The organism is Altererythrobacter ishigakiensis (assembly GCF_001663155.1).
Lineage (GTDB): Bacteria > Pseudomonadota > Alphaproteobacteria > Sphingomonadales > Sphingomonadaceae > Erythrobacter > Erythrobacter ishigakiensis.
Map to the genome: position 1 here is coordinate 264,162 of NZ_CP015963.1, position 17,993 is coordinate 282,154.

Here is a 17,993-nt window from a genome sequence, read left to right on the forward strand (position 1 = left end):
CTTGGGGCAGCACCGCTATCCCTAATCTTTGTGACGGGAAAGCTAAAGGTGTGCTGGACCGAAAAGAATCCCGCCCCTAAGTGCTGTGGCTATGGTTTCTATCTCGACTTGGAATATCAACTCTGTGCGGCTGCGGCTGCCAATCGTGGAACGCTTTCTGAAAGAGGAAGCACCCGACGTACTATGCCTGCAGGAAATCAAATGCCAGGAACATCAGTTCCCCGCAGCTGCCCTGGCAGAGCTTGGTTATGAGCACCAGGCTATACATGGCCAGAAAGGCTATCATGGCGTCGCCACCATCAGCCGTATTCCGCTGAAAGAGTTCAGCCGCCACGACTGGCAAGCAAATGGCGAGGCGCGGCATGTCGGTGTCGAGTTGCTTGGCCCCGGCAAGGGCATGGTGCTGGAAAATGTCTATGTACCTGCAGGCGGAGACGAGCCGAACCGCGCGAAGAACCCCAAATTCGGACAGAAACTCGATTTTCTAAGTCGGATGACCGATTGGGCTGCGCAGATTGATCGCCCGACCATGATTGTAGGTGATTTCAATATCGCGCCGCTTGAAAGCGATGTGTGGAATCACAAGCAATTGCTCAAAGTGGTCAGTCACACGCCGATCGAAGTAGAAACGCTCGCCAATTTCCAGGCCGCACATGATTGGGTCGATCTGGGGCGCAAGTTCATTCGTGATCCGGAACGCTACTACAGCTGGTGGAGCTACCGCGCTAAGGATTGGAAAGCGAATGACCGCGGGCGCAGGCTTGATCACATGTGGGCGAGTCCTGAGCTTGCAAGGCAAGCCAAGAGCCACAGATTGCGCGAAGATGCGCGCGACTGGGAAAAGCCCAGCGATCACATCCCGCTAATTACGGAGTTTGCACTCTGACGACGGATGCAGCCTCTCCCACCCCTTCGCGGCGTGTCGCGCAGGCTATTGATGCGTTGCGCCACGGCTGGCCGATTGCATTTGAAGACGGGCCCGTGCTGCTGCCCGCAGAAACCGCAATTGCGAGCAATGCCGTTTCGGCCAAAATGCTGATCTCGGCAGCACGTGCGGTCACGTTGAAGCTGGCCAATCAGCGCGAATCCGCGGTCCCAAATGCGCCAGCCCTTATCCGCAGCGGCGACCCGTTTGAATTGGCTGAAGCCCGCGCGGTGGCAGACCCGGCGTTGGATCTGAAACATCCCTTCAAAGGACCCTATAGGGCTGAGGCGTTCGAATGGCGCTCTATCGCAGAAGCTGCATTGGAATTGGCTCGGCTCGCAGGGATCCTGCCCGCGTTTCTGGTCGACCCCGAAAATGCCGGGGAAACCGTGCCGATTGCAGTGGGTGATCTTGAAGAGTGGTCTGATCGCGATCAGCTCGCGATTGCCACTCGGGCGCGCCTGCCGGTTTCCGCATGCGATACTGCTGAGATTGTCGCGTTCCGCAGCACAGATGACACTCGCGAGCATGTGGCGCTCATCATCGGAGAGCAACGCGGCGACAAGATACCGTTGGTTCGGCTGCACTCCGAATGCCTGACCGGCGATATTCTGGGCAGCTTGAAATGCGATTGCGGGCCTCAGCTGGATGCAGCGCTAGCTGCCATGGCCGAGGTCGCCAACGAAGGTGGTTGGGGCGCGTTGCTTTACATGCGGCAGGAGGGGCGCGGCATCGGTCTGATCAACAAGTTGCGCGCCTATCGCTTGCAGGATCAGGGGTTTGACACCGTCGAAGCAAATGAACGGCTGGGGCTGCCAGATGAAGCGCGCGATTTTCCAACCGCAGCGCGGATGCTGGACTTGCTCGGCGCCCGCACAATTCGCTTGATGACCAACAATCCAAAGAAGGTCTCGGCACTTGAAGCCGCAGGAATCACAGTCAGTGAACGTGTCGCGCATCAACTGCCGGACAATCCGCACAATGCGCGTTATCTAGCCACCAAGCGCGACAAGTCCGGACATTTGCTGAAATGAGCTTCTCCTATCGCCGCGAAGAGCCCGATGATCGGCGTCCGATTTTCAAGCTTACCGAGGCGGCGTTCAAGGACATGCCTTACAGCGATTGTGATGAGCCGGATTTGATAGACCGTTTGCGCAAGGACGGTGATTTAGCCCTGTCCTTGGTAATCGAAGCTTCGGAAGGGATTGTCGGGCACATCGCCTTCTCACCAGTGACAATCAGCGATGGCACGCGTGACTGGTATGGCTTGGGGCCAGTATCGGTCTGGCCGGAACTGCATGGGAAGGGGATCGGAACTGCGTTGATCAATCGCGGAATAACCGAAATGCGCATGCAGGGCGCAAAAGGTATCGTGCTGCTGGGCAGCCCTGAGTACTATTCGCGCTTCGGGTTCAAGTCTGATCCCAAATTGCAATACCCCGGCCCGCCAGCTGAATACTTCCAATATCTGGCGCTAAGCTCTTCTGTGCCCACTGGAGTGGTAAGCTACGCACCCGCATTCGGCTGAACCGCCACTCGACTCGCCGCATTCCCGACAAGATCTGGCACTTTTTGCCCTTGGCGACCCGCCGCTCCTCGCGCTAAGCCGCGCGCCTGCCGCGAGTTAGGACGCGGACAGCATCTTTAGGAGCTAACAACCATGAAAAAATTTGCATATTCACTGCTGGCTGGCGCGGGCGCGTTGGCACTAACCGCATGTGGCGGCGCAGATGATGCATCCATCGAAGCCGAGGCAGACACAGTTGAAATGCCTGCCGATGCCGCGCTTGAAGGGGTCTCGGAAGATGCGGTCGCCGATACCGAAGCAATGGTTGAAGACACCGCTGTAACCGATGAAGACGCCAATGAAGCAGCGGACGCCGCTGCTGATGTTGCTGCTGCAGCAGAAGAAGCTGCAAACGCAGCAAACGCAGTCGGCAATGCTGTCGATGCCGCGGAGAATGCCGTAAACTGATCGCCGCCTTAATCAGGTGAAAAATGCTGGGCGGACGGGTTGCCATCGGGCGATTCGTCCGCTTTTGCTTTTTAGCGAGAGGAAGCCTGCCAGATTGAGCAGGCGACATTACGCGCCTATCCCCCGATTGACCGCGTGAGCAGGAGAGGACCCAAATTCACATGTCGCAAACTGGAATGGACCCGGAAACCTTCGAACAATTCATCGAGCAGCTTGACCGCTATGTGCGGGAGCGGCTGATCCCGGCCGAAAAGGACGTGATCGAGAACGATCGCCTGCCCGATGACATCGTTACAGAGATGAAGGAAATGGGTCTTTTCGGCTTGACCGTGCCCGAAGAATATGGCGGCGCAGGGCTGAATACGACGCAATATGCGAGCACGGTGCGTTCCATGAGCTATGCTGCTCCCGCGTTCCGCTCGATCTTTTCGATCAACGTCGGCATGTTCAATTCCGCGATCAAGAATGGCGCGACCGAAGAGCAAAAGGCCGAATGGTGGCCGCGGATCGCGGCGGGCGAGATAGCATGTTTCGGCCTGACCGAACCGGGTTCTGGTTCAGACAGCGCCGCGATGCAGACCTTTGCCAAGCCCGATCCCAGCGGTAATGGCTGGGTTCTGAACGGCACAAAACGCTACATCACCAACGCCCCGCACGCGAATGTTGCGCTGATCATGGCGCGCACAGAGAAAGAGGCATTGCCCAAGAATGCCCATGTAAGCGCCTTCATCGTGCCAATGGATACGCCGGGGGTTTCAACTGGCAGTCCGGACAAGAAGATGGGCCAGTCAGGCGCGCACATCTCTGACGTGATGCTCGACGACGTGCATGTTCCAGGCGAGGCGCTGCTGGGCGGAGAGACGGGCAAGGGCTTCCGTTTTGCCATGATGAGCTTGGACAACGGACGCATTTCCGTGGGCGCGGCCAGCACCGGCTATGCCCGCCGCGCGCTCGACAGTGCGCTGCGCTATGCGAACGAGCGCAAGGCCTTTGGCGAGCCGATCGCGAATTTCCAGCTGATCCAGCAGATGCTCGCGGAAAGCGAGACTGAAATCTATGCCGCTGAAGCCATGATGGCGGATGTCACCGCGCGCGCTGACCGCGGCGAGAACGTCATTACCAAGGCAGCTGCCTTCAAGGTCTTCGCATCCGAGATGTGCGGGCGCGTTGTTGACCGCGTTGTGCAGATTTATGGCGGCGCAGGTTACTTGGCTGAATATGATGCGGAGCGTTTCTTCCGCGATGCGCGCATCTACCGCATCTACGAAGGCACTACTCAGATCCTGCAGCTGCAAATCGCCAAGCATATGCTGCGCGAGTGGAATGCGGTGCACGGCTGATGTATCAGCTACTCAGCGATCTTTCCGTCATCGAAGTCTCAAGCTTCGTCGCATCACCCACCATCGGGCTGTATTGCGCGCAGATGGGTGCCGAAGTGATCCGCGTAGATCACAAGGCCGGCGGGCTCGACTACGACCGATACATGCTGACCAAGGAAGGGCGTTCACTCAGTTGGGAGAACTTGAACCGCGCCAAGAAGTCGGTCGCGCTGGACTTGCGCACCGGGGAAGGGCGCGAGCTATGCGTCGAGCTGGCGCGCAAAACAGGTCAATGCGTTACCAACCTGCCCGAGAAAAGCTTCCTTAGCCATGCGGCCTTGTCTGACAGGCGACCCGACATGGTCAGCGTGCGCATCATGGGCTGGCACGACGGGCGGCAAGCAATGGACTTCACAGTCAACGCCGCAAGCGGATACCCGCTGATGTGCGGGCCCGAGGATTGGGATATGGCCACAGCACCTCCGGTCAATCAGGTGCTGCCCGCGTGGGATTTTATCACCGGGGCCTATGGTGCCTTTGCCCTGCTCGCCGCGTTGCGTCACCGCGATGCAAGCGGCGAAGGCAGCGAAGTGCGCATTCCCTTGGGCGATGTCGCCATCGGCACCATGGCAAACAGCGGATCGATGGCGGAAATGCTTTATCGCGGGGCAGACCGTGAGCGTTTGGGCAACGCGATCTGGGGAGCATTCGGGCGTGATTTCAAAAGCCTCGACAATCAGCGTTTCATGGTGGCGGCGCTCACCCCCAAGCAGTGGGATGGGCTCGTAGCCGCCTTTGGCCTTACCGGAAAGATCGCTGCGCTTGAGGCGGGATTGGGTGTGCGCTTCGCCGACGGTGACCGCCCCCGCTTCGAGCATCGCCACCGGTTGTTCGACCTGTTCCAGCAGGCGGCAGGGCAGCACGACTATGGCGATCTTGCCGCGCGGATGAGCGAGCACGGCTGCACTTTCGAGCGCTATCGCACCATGCACGAAGCAGCAAACGATCCTGAGTTGGTGGCCGACAACCCGCTGTTCGGGCCCTCGCCCGCAAACCCGTCTGGCTTCGAATATCCCGCTACGCGCAGCTTTGCGAATATGCCCGAGAAGCAAGTCGGTGACCCTGCGCCTGCGCCATATCTTGGCCAGCACAGCGAAGAGGTTTTGGTCGAGAGGCTTGGCCTGTCCTCTGGCGCGATTGGCAAGCTGGTCGATGCAGGCACGGTAGCTCTTTCAGACAAGGAAACACGATGACCAAGAGACGCGCAGCTATTGTTTCACCATTGCGCACGCCGGTGGGCAAGTTCCTCGGCACGCTCTCCCCGCTTGACGCGGGCAAGCTCGGTGCAGTGATCCTGAAAGCGCTTATCGAGCGCAGCGGAATTGATCCATCGCGGGTCGACGATGTCGTGTTCAGTCAGGGCTATGGAAATGCCGAAGCGCCCGCTATCGGCCATTGGAGCTGGCTGGCCGCTGACCTGCCGATTGAAGTGCCGGGATTTCAGTTGGATCGCCGCTGCGGCTCTGGTGTGCAGGCAGTCGCGACCGCGGCAATGATGGTTGAGACCGGCATGGCGGACGTCGTCGTGGCCGGCGGTTGCGAGAGCATGTCGAATGTCGAGCATTATACGACTGACCTTCGTCGCGGCGTGCGCATGGGCGATATGACGCTGCATGACCGCCTCAGCCGCGGACGGTTGATGAGCCAGCCGATTGAGCGGTTCGGCATCATCACGGGGATGATCGAAACCGCAGAAAATCTGGCCAAGGATTACAACATAACGCGCGAAGAAGCGGACGAATTTGCTGTTCGCTCGCACCAGAACGCTGCCAAGGCCTGGGAAGAAGGCAAGTTCGCCGATAATCTGGTGCCTGTTGAAGTGCCACAGCGGCGCAAAGATCCAATCGTGTTCAATCACGATGAAGGTTATCGCGCGGACGCCAGTGTGGAAACGCTCGGATCGCTGCGCGCTATCGATCTGAAGCGTGATCCCGACGCCATTGTCACTGCGGGCAATGCCAGCCAGCAGAATGACGCGGCGGCGGCATGTCTGGTGGTCGCTGAAGACAAGCTTGAGGAAATGGGACTTACGCCTTCACTGTGGTTCCATGGATGGGCAGCCGCAGGTTGCGACCCCAGCCGCATGGGTATCGGACCTGTCCCGGCAGTAGAGCGTCTTTTCTCGCGCACCGGTATGGGCTGGGACGATATCGGCCTGGTGGAGCTCAACGAGGCCTTCGCCCCGCAAGTGCTCGCTGTGCTGAAGGGCTGGGGCTGGTCAGATGATGACAGCCGCCGCGATATCCTCAACGTCAATGGTTCGGGCATTTCGCTAGGCCACCCGATTGGGGCAACCGGGGGGCGTATATTGGCCGATATGGCCGCTGAAATGCATCGACGCGATGTTCGCTTTGGTCTTGAGACGATGTGTATCGGGGGCGGGCAAGGGATCGCCGCCATATTCGAACGCGCGGCGTAATCGTGATAGAGTACCCGCATGACTGAGTGGGACAATTGGATCGGACGCGAGCAGGTTCAGCGTGACACGCTTGATACTGCGCTGGCGAATCGTTGGTTTGCGACCTTCGATTTGGAAGCTTCGGCTATCGGCATGATGCCACAAGGCATTCATTTGTGCTTGTGCACGCCGGAAGCGCCGCAGGCCGCGCTGGGTGGAGACGGCCACCCCGCCCGCGACAAAAGCGACGAGAGCTTCTTCCCGCCAATCCCGCTTCCTCGCCGGATGTGGGCCGCAAGCGAGATAGAGTTTCTCGAACCCATTCCCATCGGCGCGGATATCGAGCGCATCAGCCGCATCGCTTCGATTGCCGAGAAAGAAGGCAAGACTGGCAAGCTGGGTTTTGTTGATGTTGAGCATATAACCAAGGCCGATGGTGGCATTGCGGTGCGCGAAAAGCAGACACTGGTCTATCGCGATGCGGTGGCAGGCGATGCTCCGCTCAGCCCGCCCGAGCCTACCAGTGCAACATTCGATGCCGCTTCATGGGATCAGCATCAGCAGATCACACCCGATCCGCGGCTACTGTTCCGTTTCTCCGCGCTCACTTTCAACACGCACCGGATCCACTACGATCTGCCCTACGCGCGCGACGTTGAGCGCTATCGTGGCTTGGTCGTGCACGGACCGCTGATGGCGAGCCTGCTGCTGCAAATGGCCGCGAACGAGCTGGGCGAAAACAAGCTAAAGAGCTTCAGTTTCCGAGCCGTCAGCCCAGCGATTGCTGACGAGCCGCTGCATCTGGCGATGCGAAAGACAAGCGAAGGTTACGAACTAGGCACCTTCGCGTCTGATGGAAGGCAATGCGTGAAAGCATCTGCTACCATTTAGTCTTCTATATCGACGGGGTAGTTTTCGAGGGGCTGCAGCACTGAATAGCTCTCTGCTTGCGGTTCGCGGCCTAGCTCCGGAAATTCGAGCGGGGCAGGCTCGACGTGCATATCGGGTAGCCGGTCCAGCAAGTCGCGGATCAAGGTCAGCCGCCCCCGCTTCTGGTCATTGAAGTCCACCAATGTCCAGGGCGCCCAATCAGTGTGGGTTGCCTTCAGCATCGCTTCGCGCGCGTCGGTATAGGCATCATACTTGTCGCGTGCAGCCAGATCGATCGGCGAGAGTTTCCAGCGCTTGAGCGGGTCCTCCAGCCGCTCTCGCAGGCGTTCTTCCTGATTCTCCTGATCAGTCGTCAGCCAATATTTGAACAGCAGAATGCCGTCATCGACCAATTGCTGTTCAAACACCGGAGCCTGCTTCAGGAATGCTTCCACCTGAGCCTGACTCGCAAAGCCCATCACCTTTTCAACGCCCGCACGGTTATACCAGCTGCGATCGAAAAGCACGATTTCGCCCGCATGCGGAAGATGGCTTACATAGCGCTGGAAATACCACTGCGACTGTTCGTCTTCACTCGGCTTTGACAGAGCGACTGTCCGGCACTGGCGCGGATTAAGCCGACCACCAACCGCGCGGATCGCACCGCCCTTACCTGCCGTATCGCGCCCTTCAAAGATTACGCAGATACGCGCGCCGGTAGAGCGTGCCCAGCGTGCCATGGCAACCAGTTCTTCCTCTAACGGTTCAAGCAAATCCTCATATTGCTTGCGTTTAAGCTTCTCCAAGCGCACCTCCTGTTTGCACAGCCCATAGGGGCGTGGTATAGTTACAACTGAAACTATGGCTACACTTGCAGAACCACAGCAGGATTATTCGATCCTGCCCGATTTACCGGCGGATGTCTTTACTGCGCCGCTGAAAAAGCCTGCACATGTGGGCGATGACTGGCTTGAGCCGGCGCAAACTGACTACAGCTCGGAAGACCATCAGGTCTGGGATGACTTGTTTGCACGGCAAATGGAGGTGTTGCCCGGGCGAGCGGCAACTGCGTTCATGGATGGCCTCGAGAAACTTGATCTGGGACGCGGCGGCGTGCCTGAATTCGGCAAGATGTCGGAAGAACTGGGCGCGCTCACGGGCTGGAGTGTCGTGCCCGTCCCGATGCTGATTCCCGATCACGTATTCTTTTGGCATTTGGCCAATCGCCGTTTTCCGGCGGGCAATTTCATCCGCACGCGCGAGACCTTCGATTACATTCAGGAGCCTGACGTCTTCCACGATGTCTTTGGGCATGTCCCCATGCTGACCGACCCGGTTTTCGCAGATTATATGCAGGAATATGGCCGGGCCGGGTGGAAAGCCATGCGCTACAACCACTTGAAGGCTTTGGGATCGCTTTACTGGTACACAGTCGAATTCGGGCTGATTGAAGAAGCACCTGACGATATTCGCGCTTATGGTGCTGGCATCCTGTCAGGCCCCACGGAAGCTGTCTTTTCCGTCGAAGCGGAAAGTCCCAACCGGATCATGCTGAACGTCGACCGCGTCATGCGTACAGACTATGTGATCAGCGATCTGCAGCCGACTTATTTTGTGATCGAGAGTTTCGAAGATCTCTATCGCCAGACTGTCGAGCGCGATTTTGACCGGCTTTATCGCAGCCTTGGCCCCAGCTTTACCTATGCCAATACGGCCGTGATTGACGTCGATAATGTTCTACATCGCGGTACACAGGAGTACATGATGCGCGGCGGTCGAGGATCGGGCGCTACGCCCATCTGATCAAGATTGATTTCAACTTAGGCCGACTTACGGCTTAGTATCAACTTGCTCATTACTACGAGTAGCGCTGCGCCCAGTATCGATGCACCCAGCGCCGTCCAGCTCAGTCCACCCAGAAAGGCCCAATTATTCGCGAACAAACCCGCGAACAATGCCCCGACCAGTCCGACGCCGATATCACGCCGAATGCTGGGCACATCTTCAGTGCGCGTAATAATTGCGGCCAGCCAGCCGATCAGTGATCCGATAAAGATAAAGCACAGTAGAGACATAGTGGTTCAGCGCGTTTGGATTGGGTTCCAATATTATCTCAACACAGAGCTGAGGCAAAAGGTTCCAGAACTTAGAATAGGACCAACAGGGCGGCGCCGAGCAAAACCCGATAAACGACGAATACCATCATTGAAGCTTTCTTAAGAAAATTCATCAGGAAAGCCATCGTCGCGAATGCGGCAATAAAGGTGAAAACGCCCGTCAGCAACGCGTCCCATTGCATCTGTGCACTCGCTTCGGCCAGATCCAGAACCGCGAGCAATCCCGCGCCTGCAACCGCGGGGATCGCCAGGAGGAACGAAAAGCGCGCTGCCTCAACCCTTTTGTAGCCCAGAAAACGCGCCATGGTCATGGTGGAGCCAGAACGGCTCGTTCCCGGGATTAGGGCCAGCGCCTGGGCCAAACCGACCAGAACAGCATCGCGCAAAGTGACATCTTCAAAGCTCTTTTCCTGCTTGCCGAATTGATCGGCCAGTCCCAGCAATACGCCGTAGACAATCAGGTTGATCGCCACGAGATCAGTGATGCGGAAGCTTTCGAGATAGCCGCCAAGCTTCAAGAACAATCCCAAGGCGACCGCTGGGATTGTTCCAACCACCACCCACCAGAACAGCCGTCTTTGCAACGGATCATCGCCGATCCCGACAGCGGAAAATCCCCCCTTGGCGAGGCCCAATACATCACGCCAGAAATAGATGATGATGGCCAGCAAAGACCCGACGTGCACGGCAACATCTATCAGCGGGCCTTGATCGGGTAAATCCGTCAGATAGGGGATCAGGATCAGGTGACCCGACGAAGAAATAGGCAGGAACTCGGTGATCCCCTGAACGATCGCGATGAGCAATTGCTGGAAAAGTGTCATGACTTGCGCCTCTTGTGCGAAGGGCAGGACAAGTCAAGCGACTTGCCCTGCCCTCAAGCAGTTTTCAGGCTGCAACGCCTCCTACCAGATACGAATACGCTCTTCCGGCGGCAGGTATAACGCATGCTCTTCCGTCACGTTGAAAGCGTCATACCATGCATCCAAGTGACGCACCGCGTTGTTAAGGCGGAAAGTACCCGGCGGGTGATTTGCCGTCATCACGCGGTTACGCAGGCTCTCTTCGCGCTCCATCCCGCGCCAGATCTGCCCAAAGCCGAGGAAGAAGCGTTGGTCACCGGTGAGGCCGTCAATCACGGGCGCCTCTTCACCGCCCAAAGACAGGCGGTACGCGCGATATGCCATCTGCAAACCAACTACATCACCCAGCGTTTCGCCCATCGACTGAGGGCCACGCAGACAGACTGGGCCTTCCGGACTGTCAACCGGGCAGTAAGCTTCGATGAATTCGGCCATGCGCGATGTGAATTCCTCGAACCCGGCACGGTCCTCGTCCTGCCACCAGTTGCGCAGTTTACCAGTCGCATCATATTGCGACCCCTGATCATCATAACCGTGTCCGATTTCATGTCCGATCACGGCACCGATCCCACCATAATTTACAGCCGGGTCGGCTTCTGCGTTAAAGAATGGTGGTTGCAGAATCGCCGCCGGGAAAACGATCCGGTTGGTGAGCGGCGAGTAATACGCGTTAACCTGCTGTGGCAGCATGCCCCACTCTGTCGGGTCCACCGGCTTGTCGAGATCAGCAAGCGCATCGGCCTGTGCCCAAGCTGTGGTGTTGATGCGATTGGCAAGCGGATCATCGGCGCTGATCTCAAGACCTTCGTAAGTTTCAAACTCATCAGGGTAGCCAACCATCGGCACGAAGCCATCGAGCTTGGTCTTGGCTTCCGCGATCGTCGCATCAGTCATCCACTCGTTCTCATCGAGAGCGGCTGCCATTGCGAGCTTCAGATTGCCTACAAGCGTTTCCATACGCGCCTTGCTTTCCGGAGGGAAATACCGCTCCACATAAAGCGCTGCCAGCTGTTCGCCCAATTGCCCCTCAACCGCTGCAATAGCGCGTTTCCAGCGCGGCCGCTGCTCTTCCCGTCCACCAATAGTCTTTCCGAAGAACTGGAAATTAGCGTTGTCGAGTTCGCTCGATAGGACCGAAGCATTGTTGGAAAGAAACTGAGCGGCCATATTAGCCTTGATCGTCGCCAACGGTGTCTCTGTGAGCAGCTGCATCATCGCCGGCAAACCGCCACCGATCATGGCAAGTTGCTCGGGTGTCAGTTTGAGTTCTTCGATTTCCTCATCAGTCGGTGGCAATTGTCCCGCCAAGAAGCGCGTCTGACCATCGAATTTACCAGCTTTGAGCAAGGCCTCGATCGGGAAGTCGCCCGACATCGCAAGCAAGTCTTCCGGCGATAGCTCATTATAGGTCAGATTTGGGATACGCAGCATCTGCCGCGCCCATTCAAGTTCAGCGACCTTGTGTTCAAAGGCATAGACTGCCTCTGCGGCGGCTGCCGGATCAGCATAGCCTGCCGCCTCAAGCAGCGTCGTCAGATATTCCTTATAGGCCGCACGGATTTTGAGATTGTTCTCCGAATCGACCAGATAATAGTCGCGATCGGGCAGGCCCATACCGTCAAAGCCGATCGAAACGGCATGCTGTTTGGGATTGCGCGCATCGACCGTCACGCCAGCACTCACCAGAGCCGGATATCCTGGGGTCTCGAACAGCGTTGCCAGGCGAGCGAGGTCTGGTGCAGCGAAAATCTCGTTCAGATAGGGTTGCGCTGGAGCAAGACCCTTCGCGTCAATCGCGTCCATATCGAAATAGGCATTATAGGCATCCACGATGCGACGCGCAGTCGTGCCCGGTTCCGGATCAGAGGCGACAAGGTCGGCGATCAGTGATTCAACATCATTGGTCGATTTCTCGATCAACACATGAAATGCGCCGAAGCTCTGCCGGTCGGCCGGGATTTCGTTACTGGCAACCCAGATACCATTTACATAGGCATCAAAATTGTCGCCAGGTGCACGGCTCTGATCGATTAAATCCAGGCCGACACCCCAGGTCCCGAAATCCATCGTTGGAGTGGATGGTGCTTCTGCCGCCGCTTCGGTTTGAGAAGCGGACTCATCAGCCATTGCCGGTGTCGCGAGCACAAGCGCCATCGCGCTGGTTCCACTGGCGAGCAGTCGTTTAATCATGAAATTGCGTCCCCATAAATCATATTACATCAGGCGCCGGAGCACCTTCTCCGATTAAACGATCTAGCGGTAAAAAAGTTCTCGTGCTGCTGTTGGTCGGGCCGAAGCGCAGTTTGTCGAGAATTTTGGGCTTCAAGCCGCTTCGTGTGAGGCGAATTGCAGTTTCGCCAACCGCGCATATAGGCCGCCTGCACCGGATAGCTGCGCATGAGTCCCTTGTTCCGCGATTTGGCCTTCATCGAGCACGATGATGCGATCCGCTGCGCGCACAGTCGCCAAGCGGTGTGCGATAACAAGCGTGGTGCGATCCTTCATTAGTTCATCCAGTGCTTGCTGGACCAGCTGTTCACTTTCCGCATCAAGCGCGCTCGTCGCCTCGTCGAGCAACAGGATCGGCGCATCGCGCAAGAGCGCCCGGGCAATTGCAATCCGCTGCTGTTGGCCGCCGGAGAGGCGCGTGCCGCTCTCACCCAGGTAAGTGTCAAGTCCGTCGGGCAAGTCGCGCAAGAAACCTTCCGCGTTCGCCGCTCTGGCAGCTTCCCAAATTTCCTCTTCGGTTGCATCCCAGCGTCCGTAACGCAGATTGTCGCGCGCAGTGGCGCTAAACAGCACGCCATCTTGCGGGACAAAGGCAATCCGTTCGCGGACTTCAGCCGGATCAGCTTTCGTCAACGGGATACCATCCAGCCGGATGGTGCCTGCCTGCGGGTCATAAAAGCGCTCCGCAAGTTGAAAGATAGTCGATTTGCCAGCACCAGAAGGGCCGACGATTGCAACAGTTTCGCCAGGCTCGATTTCCAGCGTAAAGTCCTTCAGCGCAGCAGTTTCTGGCCGCGTCGGATACCGGAATGTTACATTGCGGAACGACAGAGCGCCGCGTGGCGGCACTGGTAGCGCCTGTGGTTTCACCGGCGGCGCGATAGTGGGCTTGGCATTGAGAAGCTCGTTCAGACGGCTTGCCGCTCCGGCGCCGCGCAGCAAGTCACCGTAGACCTCGGTAAGCGACCCAAATGAGCCCGCAACCAAACCGCCCGTGATGACGAAAGCCGCAATCGTACCGCCAGAGATCGCCCCTTCGGCCACAGCAATCGCGCCGCGCCACATTACCATCGTAATCCCACCAAAGATCAGCAGAATGACAATTGAGGTCATGGCGGCGCGCAATGCGATCCGGCGCCTTGCGGTGTCAAAGGTTCGCTCTACGGCGCCGCCAAAACGATCGCCTTCGCGCCCCTCCTGGCCAAAAGCCTGAACGATCTTCATGGATGACAGGACTTCGGTCACCATCGCGCCAACATCTGCCACGCGGTCCTGACTTGAGCGCGAGATACTGCGGATCCGGCGCCCGAAGAATACGATAGGTGCAATCACAACGGGTATTCCGATCAGCAGCCCCAAAGTCAGCGTGGGAGCCAGAAACAGCAGCAGCAGCGTGCCACCAATCGCAGTCAAAGTGTTGCGCAAAGCAATAGACACTGTTGTGCCAACAACCTGCTCGATAATCGCGGTGTCGCTGGTCATTCGGCTCGAAATCTCTTTCGGACTATTCTCTTCATAGAAACTGGGCGACAAGCGCAACAGGTTGCGCTGAACTTTTAGCCGTAAGTCGGCGACCACGCGTTCGCCGATCCAGCTGACGAAGTAAAAGCGCAGAGCTGTCCCGATACCGAGAACAACCACGATCATGAGCAAATACTGGAATGCGTGCGAAATATCGGAATTCGTCGCCGTGCCGCCAAAGGCCTCGTCAATAATAACCTTGAAGCGCCACGGAATCGCGAGCGTCGCCCCTGCCGTGATTAGCAGAGCTACGAACGCCAGCAGGATCTGACGCGGATATTTTGCCGCTTCGGCATAAACCATCTTGAGCGGCCCAAGTGTCTTAGCCTTGGGCGGCTCATCAGGATTCACCGTTTCGCTTTTACCCCGGCGAAATAGCCCTTTGCGGCCGCTTTCCGGTTCTGTTGTGTCGTTTTGCCCGTCCATTGCTTGCCACAATTAGTCATGCGTAGCGCAAATTTCACGTGATAATTCTGCATACTCGCCATGCGATTCCAATAATCGTGAAATATTGTGCATTGCACAATGTTCTTGATGGGTCCAAGAAGCCTCGCTCAACCGCTCGACAAGAGGCGGGATACCTAACAACATACAGGGGAACGCCTTGCTTTATCACGCCTACGAGTTGCAGAGATCATGGCTTAACAGCGCCAGCGCTGTTGCTTCGATCAGCGCTGAGTTCCTGACCAATCCGGCCAACCCGCTTTCCTATATGGGCGTGGGGCCAATGGCGGCTTCGGCGCTGGATGTTTTCGCGCATGCAACCGCGTCTTACAGCAAGCCCGCCTTTGGTATCGAATATGTCGACATGGACGGTGAGCGTCATCCGGTTGAAGAAGCAACCGTTGTCAATCGCCCGTTCGGTGACCTGAAACGGTTTCGCCACACCGGCCTGCCTGAAACTTCGCCGCGCCTGCTGATTGTCGCACCGATGAGCGGGCATTACGCCACGCTGCTGCGTGGTACAGTCCAGCGCATGCTGAAAAGCTGTATCGTCTACATTACCGATTGGGCTGATGCGAAACTGGTGCCGATGCATGAAGGCACGTTCGATCTGGACGACTATATCGATTACTTGATTGCGTTCCTTGAACAGATTCGCGTCGAGGGCCAGGGCGAACGGCCGCATATGATGGCGGTTTGCCAGCCATCAGTCCCCGCTTTCGCCACGACCGCGTTGATGAACCTGCACAAGGATCCGGCAACACCAAAAACGCTGACGATGATGGGCGGGCCGATCGACACGCGCGAAAGCCCGACCACGGTGAACAATCTGGCTATGGAACGCCCGATTGAATGGTTCCGGAATTCAGTGATCGCCACTGTTCCGATGAACTATCGCGGGTCAGGTCGGAAGGTTTATCCAGGCTTCATGCAGCTCGCCAGCTTCATGAGCATGAACTTGGGCAGCCACATGATGAGCCATTACGAGATGTTCAAGCATCTTACGGAAGGCGATGAAGACAGCGCGCAAACGACCAAGGACTTCTACGACGAGTATCGCGCCGTTTGCGATATGACCGCAGAATTCTACCTCCAGACGGTCGAGGAAGTGTTCCAGAAGCATTCGATCCCCAACGGCGAATTCCGCCACAAGGGCGAGATCGTCGATCTGCACAAGATCAGGGACACCGCCCTGCTCGCAATCGAAGGTGAGCGTGACGATATCTCCGGCCTTGGACAGACAAAGGCTGCGCTGGATCTGGCAACGGGCCTGTCAGCCAAGAAAAAGCAATACTACATGGCCGAAGGCGCAGGGCATTACGGCATCTTCAACGGCAGCAAATGGCGCAACAATGTGGCGCCGGTTGTCGAGGATTTCATTGCCACCCACGGGTGACGACTGTTCCGTCAGGGACGTAGGTCAGGATCGGCCTCGTCTTCGTCCTCCAGCTGTATGCCGAGAGTGTTGAGGAACATTGAAACCTGCGTGTATTGGCCAACCGTAAAGGCCAAATCCATGCGGCCTTTGGTCCCCAGCTCTTCGAGCGCTTCCCATGTCGCGTCAGACACGTGATGGTCTGACACCAGCTCATCAGCCGCTCTCAGCATCGCAGCCTCGATGGGTGTCCAGCCTTCGGCGTCAGGCCCTTGCTTGATCCGAGCAATGTCCTCGTCAGTCAGACCACACATCTTGCCAATGCGAGTATGCTGCGCAAACTCATAGCCTGATTTGCACAGCCAGCCGACCCGCAGGATCACGATCTCGCGCTCGCGTGGTGGCAGGCTGTTCCTTCGGGAAAGGATGTAGTTGCCCCACGCAAGAAACGCCGAGAGAGCGTCCGGCGCATGCGCCAATGTGCGGAAGATATTGAGCACGCGCCCGCCGCCAACCTTGTTGTCAGGGTCAGCGAAGGGGGCGAGTGCCTTTGTCTGCTCCTCGTCGAGCTGCTCTAGGTCGAGCGGCTCGACACGAGGAGACTTCAGCCGCATCAGATTGCACGCCTCAAATAGCGAAGCGGTAGGCGCATCAGAAGACCTCGAACATTCCGGCTGCGCCCATGCCGCCACCCACGCACATGGTCACAACGACATATTTCGCGCCGCGACGCTTGCCTTCGATTAGCGCGTGGCCAACGCAGCGCGCGCCGGTCATGCCGTATGGGTGACCGATCGAGATCGAACCGCCGTTGACGTTCAGAATGTCATTGTCGATGCCGAGCTTGTCGCGGCAGTAAAGCACCTGCACGGCGAAAGCTTCGTTGAGCTCCCACAGGCCAACCTCGTCCATCTTCACGCCGGTTTGCTTGAGCAGTTTCGGAATCGCGAAAACCGGGCCAATGCCCATCTCGTCAGGTTCAGTGCCGGCAACAGCCATACCTACATAACGACCGAGCGGCTGAAGCCCTTTTCGCTCCGCAACCTTGGCTTCCATCAGAACGCTGGCGGAGGAGCCGTCCGACAACTGCGACGCATTGCCTGCGGTAATGCACATGCCAGGACCCATGACAGGTTGAAGCGCTTGCAGACCTTCGAGCGTGGTCGAAGGGCGATTGCCTTCATCCTTGGTGATCGTGGTTTCGACCATCGAGACTTCGCCGGTCTCCTTGTCCTTGATGCCCATCGTGGTGGTGACAGGCACGATCTCGTCATCGAACTTGCCTGCTTCCTGGCCGGCGGCAGTGCGCATTTGCGATTGCAGCGCGTATTCATCCTGCGCTTCGCGGCTGATATTGTAGCGCTTGGCGACGGTTTCTGCCGTGCCCAGCATTGGCATGTACACGTCCTTGTGCATCGCGATCAGCGACTTGTCAGGTGCAACGCGCATCTCCGGTGTCTGGACCAGAGAAATCGAGTCCTGACCGCCGCCGACGACGATATCCATATTGTCGACGATGATCTGCTTGGCAGCGGTGCTGATCGCCATCAGGCCCGAAGAGCACTGACGGTCGATCGTTTGTGCAGCCACGGTAACCGGTGCGCCGCCGCGCAGAGCAACCTGGCGACCGATGTTGCCCGCTTGCGTGCCCTGCGTGAGAACAGCGCCCCAAACGACATCATCGATTTCGCCCGCGTCGATGCCGGAACGCTCGACAGCTGCCGCGAATGAGAACGAGCCGAGCGTTGCGCCCGGAGTGGCGTTAAAGCCGCCTTTGTATGCGCGGCCGATCGGCGTGCGCGCGGTAGAGACGATGACTGCATCACGTGACATAATGGGGGGGTCCTTTCAAAAGGTAATACGATCCAGCCCCGCTTTGGCGCGGGGCAAAATTCAA

The 17,993-nt window shown here is 57.7% G+C and carries 17 protein-coding genes; 10 read left to right on the top strand and 7 right to left on the bottom strand.

Features of this window, described 5'->3' with window-relative positions:
- Positions 1-91 precede the first annotated feature (91 nt).
- The 8 genes from A6F69_RS01295 (at position 92) to A6F69_RS01330 (ending at position 7,568) form a co-directional block, all read left to right on the top strand.
- Positions 92-886 (top strand): exodeoxyribonuclease III, encoded by a 795-nt coding sequence (locus A6F69_RS01295; protein ID WP_067596597.1) that lies wholly within the window; start codon positions 92-94, stop codon positions 884-886.
- On the top strand, positions 835-1,959 hold the full coding sequence (ribA, locus tag A6F69_RS01300) for a GTP cyclohydrolase II (protein WP_083984626.1): 1,125 nt from the start codon (positions 835-837) through the stop codon (positions 1,957-1,959). The genes A6F69_RS01295 and ribA overlap by 52 nt, the downstream gene beginning before the upstream one ends.
- Positions 1,956-2,453 (top strand): GNAT family N-acetyltransferase, encoded by a 498-nt coding sequence (locus A6F69_RS01305; protein WP_067596599.1) that lies wholly within the window; start codon positions 1,956-1,958, stop codon positions 2,451-2,453. Before ribA ends, A6F69_RS01305 begins: the two co-directional genes overlap by 4 nt.
- Before the next feature lie 132 nt (positions 2,454-2,585).
- Positions 2,586-2,900, top strand: a complete 315-nt coding sequence (locus A6F69_RS01310) for a hypothetical protein (RefSeq protein ID WP_067596600.1) — start codon at positions 2,586-2,588, stop codon at positions 2,898-2,900.
- Between the two features lie 161 nt (positions 2,901-3,061).
- Positions 3,062-4,240, top strand: coding sequence for an acyl-CoA dehydrogenase family protein (locus tag A6F69_RS01315; RefSeq protein ID WP_067596601.1), 1,179 nt, complete (start codon positions 3,062-3,064; stop codon positions 4,238-4,240).
- Positions 4,240-5,472 (top strand): CoA transferase, encoded by a 1,233-nt coding sequence (locus A6F69_RS01320; protein WP_067596602.1) that lies wholly within the window; start codon positions 4,240-4,242, stop codon positions 5,470-5,472. The genes A6F69_RS01315 and A6F69_RS01320 overlap by 1 nt, the downstream gene beginning before the upstream one ends.
- Complete coding sequence (locus A6F69_RS01325; protein WP_067596603.1) at positions 5,469-6,698, top strand: acetyl-CoA C-acetyltransferase; 1,230 nt, start codon at positions 5,469-5,471, stop codon at positions 6,696-6,698. Before A6F69_RS01320 ends, A6F69_RS01325 begins: the two co-directional genes overlap by 4 nt.
- Before the next feature lie 18 nt (positions 6,699-6,716).
- Complete coding sequence (locus A6F69_RS01330) at positions 6,717-7,568, top strand: HTD2 family dehydratase (protein ID WP_067596604.1); 852 nt, start codon at positions 6,717-6,719, stop codon at positions 7,566-7,568.
- On the opposite strand, the gene ppk2 is transcribed toward A6F69_RS01330, so the two are convergent.
- Complete coding sequence (gene ppk2 / locus A6F69_RS01335; protein WP_067602173.1) at positions 7,565-8,353, bottom strand: polyphosphate kinase 2; 789 nt, start codon at positions 8,351-8,353, stop codon at positions 7,565-7,567. The genes A6F69_RS01330 and ppk2 overlap by 4 nt on opposite strands.
- 55 nt (positions 8,354-8,408) lie before the next feature.
- Here ppk2 and phhA point away from each other — a divergent pair, with 55 nt between their 5' ends.
- Entirely contained in the window at positions 8,409-9,350 is a 942-nt protein-coding gene (phhA, locus tag A6F69_RS01340) for a phenylalanine 4-monooxygenase (protein ID WP_067596605.1), read from the top strand.
- Between the two features lie 17 nt (positions 9,351-9,367).
- Here the strand turns inward: phhA and A6F69_RS01345 are convergent, their stop codons facing one another.
- The 4 genes from A6F69_RS01345 to A6F69_RS01360 form a co-directional block, all read right to left on the bottom strand.
- Complete coding sequence (locus tag A6F69_RS01345; RefSeq protein ID WP_067596606.1) at positions 9,368-9,622, bottom strand: GlsB/YeaQ/YmgE family stress response membrane protein; 255 nt, start codon at positions 9,620-9,622, stop codon at positions 9,368-9,370.
- Positions 9,623-9,693: 71 nt separating this feature from the next.
- Positions 9,694-10,488, bottom strand: coding sequence for an undecaprenyl-diphosphate phosphatase (locus tag A6F69_RS01350; protein WP_067596607.1), 795 nt, complete (start codon positions 10,486-10,488; stop codon positions 9,694-9,696).
- Positions 10,489-10,569: 81 nt separating this feature from the next.
- Positions 10,570-12,717 carry a M13 family metallopeptidase gene (locus tag A6F69_RS01355; protein WP_067596608.1) on the bottom strand — a complete coding sequence of 716 codons (2,148 nt, stop codon included), beginning with the start codon at positions 12,715-12,717 and terminating at the stop codon, positions 10,570-10,572.
- Between the two features lie 132 nt (positions 12,718-12,849).
- A complete protein-coding gene (locus A6F69_RS01360; protein WP_245638310.1) occupies positions 12,850-14,580 on the bottom strand; it encodes an ABC transporter transmembrane domain-containing protein in 1,731 nt (576 codons plus the stop codon).
- A 301-nt stretch (positions 14,581-14,881) separates the two neighbouring features.
- Here A6F69_RS01360 and A6F69_RS01365 point away from each other — a divergent pair, with 301 nt between their 5' ends.
- Positions 14,882-16,117: a polyhydroxyalkanoate depolymerase gene (locus tag A6F69_RS01365; protein WP_067596609.1), complete on the top strand. Its 1,236-nt coding sequence runs from the start codon at positions 14,882-14,884 to the stop codon at positions 16,115-16,117.
- 11 nt (positions 16,118-16,128) lie between these two features.
- Here the strand turns inward: A6F69_RS01365 and A6F69_RS01370 are convergent, their stop codons facing one another.
- Together A6F69_RS01370 and A6F69_RS01375 are read right to left on the bottom strand one after the other, a co-directional pair.
- On the bottom strand, positions 16,129-16,710 hold the full coding sequence (locus tag A6F69_RS01370) for a carboxymuconolactone decarboxylase family protein (RefSeq protein ID WP_067596610.1): 582 nt from the start codon (positions 16,708-16,710) through the stop codon (positions 16,129-16,131).
- A gap of 37 nt (positions 16,711-16,747) precedes the next feature.
- A complete protein-coding gene (locus tag A6F69_RS01375) occupies positions 16,748-17,929 on the bottom strand; it encodes an acetyl-CoA C-acyltransferase (RefSeq protein ID WP_067596611.1) in 1,182 nt (393 codons plus the stop codon).
- Positions 17,930-17,993: the final 64 nt, after the last annotated feature.